The sequence below is a fragment of the Mesorhizobium sp. M4A.F.Ca.ET.020.02.1.1 genome, assembly GCF_004022645.1.
In the GTDB taxonomy this organism is placed as follows: Bacteria; Pseudomonadota; Alphaproteobacteria; order Rhizobiales; family Rhizobiaceae; genus Mesorhizobium.
This window is the reverse complement of sequence record NZ_RZOI01000673.1, coordinates 1-3,266: the sequence shown is the minus strand read 5'-3', so window position 1 is coordinate 3,266 and position 3,266 is coordinate 1. Positions and strand designations below refer to the sequence as shown.

General features: G+C 65.0%; 3 protein-coding genes. 1 reads left to right on the top strand and 2 read right to left on the bottom strand.

What is annotated here, in order from left to right; genetic code table 11:
• The coding region (locus EN742_RS29080; RefSeq protein ID WP_128333564.1) for a DJ-1/PfpI family protein at positions 1–646 on the bottom strand (646 nt) is incomplete at its 3' end.
• 125 nt (positions 647–771) lie between these two features.
• Here EN742_RS29080 and EN742_RS29075 point away from each other — a divergent pair.
• Positions 772–1,419, top strand: a complete 648-nt coding sequence (locus tag EN742_RS29075) for a cysteine hydrolase family protein (protein WP_126058627.1) — start codon at positions 772–774, stop codon at positions 1,417–1,419.
• 72 nt (positions 1,420–1,491) lie between these two features.
• Here the strand turns inward: EN742_RS29075 and EN742_RS29070 are convergent, their stop codons facing one another.
• Positions 1,492–3,171, bottom strand: a complete 1,680-nt coding sequence (locus EN742_RS29070) for a formate--tetrahydrofolate ligase (RefSeq protein WP_126058628.1) — start codon at positions 3,169–3,171, stop codon at positions 1,492–1,494.
• Between the last annotated feature and the right edge of the window lie 95 nt (positions 3,172–3,266).

Here is a 3,266-nt window from a genome sequence, read left to right as displayed (position 1 = left end):
CGAACCGGTCGGCGGTCGAGGTCGGCGCCAGCGGGCGCTCGATGAATTGCGCCTGGCCGCCTTGCCGGTGCGGCGACAGCACGACGTGGCGGGCAAGCCGCAACGCCACTTCCGCGCCGTAGCGGGCGCGCACGATATGCAGGCAGCAGTCGAGGCCGGCGGCGACACCGGCCGAGGTTACGATGTCGCCGTCGTCGACATAGAGCACGTCGGCATCGACGGCGATGTCGGGATGGAGCGTCTGCAGCCTGTCCGTATAGGCCCAATGCGTCGCTGCCTTGCGTCCGCCGAGCAGTCCCGCGGCGGCGATGGCGAAGGTGCCGAGGCACAGTCCCACGATCAGCGCGCCGCGCCGGTGGGCGCGGCCGAGCGCCTCGACCAGCACCGCCGGAAGCGGGTCTTCGAGATCCTTCCAGCTTGGAATGATGACGATGTCGGCATCGTCGAGTGCCGCAAGCCCATGCGGGACGGCGATGGTCAGCCCGGCGTCGGTGTGGATCGGTCCCTCCTCCATGGCGCAGACGCGGAAATCGAAGCGCGGCAGGCCGAGCCTGGTGCGGTCCGTGCCGAACACGAGGCAAGGCACGGAGAGGTGGAAGGGGCTGATGCCGTCGAAGGCGATGACGGCGACGATCGGGTCGGCCATGGGAGCTCCGGGAGAAAACAGACAAGATTGTCCCAATTCTTTCGAATGAAGTCAATCGGGACACTTTTGCCGCGTTGGCGCCGGGCCTAGCTTCTGCCTATCAACCCGGTCGAAAGGAGATCGCCATGTCCGCACCAGCCATTAGCACCCAGCCGCGCCGCGCCCTCGTCGTCGTCGACGTCCAGAACGACTATGATGGCGGCAATCTCGCCATCCAGCATCCGCCGTTCCGCGACAGCGTCGTCAATGTGGCGCACGCCATGGACGCGGCGGCGGAAGCCGGCGTCAAGGTAGTGGTCATCAAGCAGATGGCGCCGGAGACCTCGCCGATCTTCGCCAAGGGAAGCCATGGCGGCGAGCTGCATCCCGAGATCGCCAGGCGAAGCCGCGACCATTATGTCGAGAAGACGCTGCCCTCAGCCTTCACCGGCACCGATCTCGAGGCGTGGCTGCGCGCCAATGCCATCGATACGATCGCGGTCGTCGGCTACATGACGCACAATTGCGACCTGTCGACCATCATCCATGCCGTGCATATGGGCTTTGCTGTGGAGTTCCTGTCCGACGCCAGCGGCTCGGTGCCTTACGCCAACAGCGCCGGCTATGCTTCTGCCGAGGACATCCACCGCGTGGTCACCATCATCCTGCAGTCGCGCTTCGCGGCGGTGCTCAAGATCGCCGAGTGGGTCGACTGCCTGAAGACCGGCGCTTTGCCGGAACGCGACACGATCTTTGCTTCCAACCAGCGCGCGCTGGCGCGCAATGCAGCTTAGCCGCGCTCAAATCCGCAAATGAAAAGGGCGCCGCGAAAGCGGCGCCCTTTGTTTTCGCAGCCGAAAGGAAGCCTAGAACAGGCCTTCGATCTGGCCGGCCTCGTTGAGGAAAATCTTTTCGGAGGACGGCGCCTTGGGCAGGCCGGGCATGGTCATGACCTCGCCGCAGATGATAACGACGAAGCCGGCGCCGGCCGAGAGCCGGACCTCGCGCACCGGCACGGTGTGGCCGGTCGGCGCACCGCGCAGGTTCGGGTCGGTCGAAAACGAATACTGGGTCTTGGCCATGCAGACCGGCAGGTTGCCGTAGCCGGCCTGCTCCCAGGCGTGCAGTTGGTCGCGGATCGACTTGTCGGCGATCGCCTCGTCGCCGCGGTAGATGCGCTTGACGATGGTGTTGACCTTTTCGAACAGCGGCATCTCGTCGGGATAGAGCGGCGAGAACTGCGAGGCGCCGGACTCGGCGATCTCGACGACCTTCCTGGCGAGGTCCTCGATGCCGGCCGAGCCTTGCGCCCAGTGCTTGCACAGGATCGCCTCGGCGCCCTGCGCCTTGACGAAGTCCTTCATCGCCTGGATTTCGGTCTCGGTGTCGGTGGTGAAGTGGTTGATCGCCACCACCGCCGGCACGCCGAACTGCTTAACGTTCTCGATGTGGCGGCCGAGGTTGAGGCAGCCCTTCTTGACCGCCTCGATGTTCTCCTTGCCGAGGTCTTCCTTCTTGACGCCGCCATTCATCTTCATGGCGCGCACGGTGGCGACGATAACGGCGGCCGCCGGCTTGAGGCCGGCCTTGCGGCACTTGATGTCGAAGAATTTCTCGGCACCGAGGTCGGCGCCGAAGCCGGCTTCAGTGACGACATAGTCGGCGAGCTTCAGCGCCGTCGTTGTGGCGACGACCGAGTTGCAGCCATGGGCGATGTTGGCGAACGGACCGCCATGGACGAAGGCCGGGTTGTTCTCCAGCGTCTGCACCAGGTTGGGCTGCATGGCGTCCTTCAACAGCACCGCCATGGCGCCGTCGGCCTTGAGGTCGCGGGCATAGACCGGCGACTTGTCGCGGCGGTAGGCGACGATAATGTCGCCGAGGCGCTTCTCGAGGTCCTTGAGGTCGGTGGCAAGGCACAGGATCGCCATCACTTCCGAGGCGACGGTGATGTCGAAGCCGCCTTCGCGCGGATAACCGTTGGCGACGCCGCCGAGCGAACAGATCATCTCGCGCAGCGCCCGGTCGTTCATGTCCATGACGCGGCGCCAGGCGACGCGGCGGGTGTCGATGCCGAGTTCGTTGCCCCAGTAGATGTGGTTGTCGATCAGCGCCGACAGCAGATTGTGCGCCGTGGTGATGGCGTGAAAGTCGCCGGTGAAGTGGAGGTTCATGTCCTCCATCGGCACGACCTGCGCGTAGCCGCCGCCGGCGGCGCCGCCCTTGACGCCGAAATTCGGGCCGAGCGAGGCTTCGCGGATGCAAACGACCGCCTTCTTGCCGATGCGGTTCAAGCCGTCGCCGAGACCGACGGTGGTCGTGGTCTTGCCTTCGCCGGCAGGGGTCGGGTTGATGGCGGTGACGAGGATCAGCTTGCCGTCCTTGTTGCCCTTCACCGACTTGATGAACTCGGCCGAGACCTTGGCCTTGTCATGGCCGTAGGGCAGGAGATGCTCGGTCGGAATGCCGATCTTGGCGCCGATCTCCTGAATCTGTTTCTTCCTGGCGGCGCGCGCGATCTCGATGTCGGACTTCACTTCGGCCATGACGGCTTTCCTCTGGATTGGTCGGTGGAGGGGACGGGTTTGATCATCTGTGCATGTTCGAGACGCCGTGCGGGCGTGAGGGCATGTTCTAACCC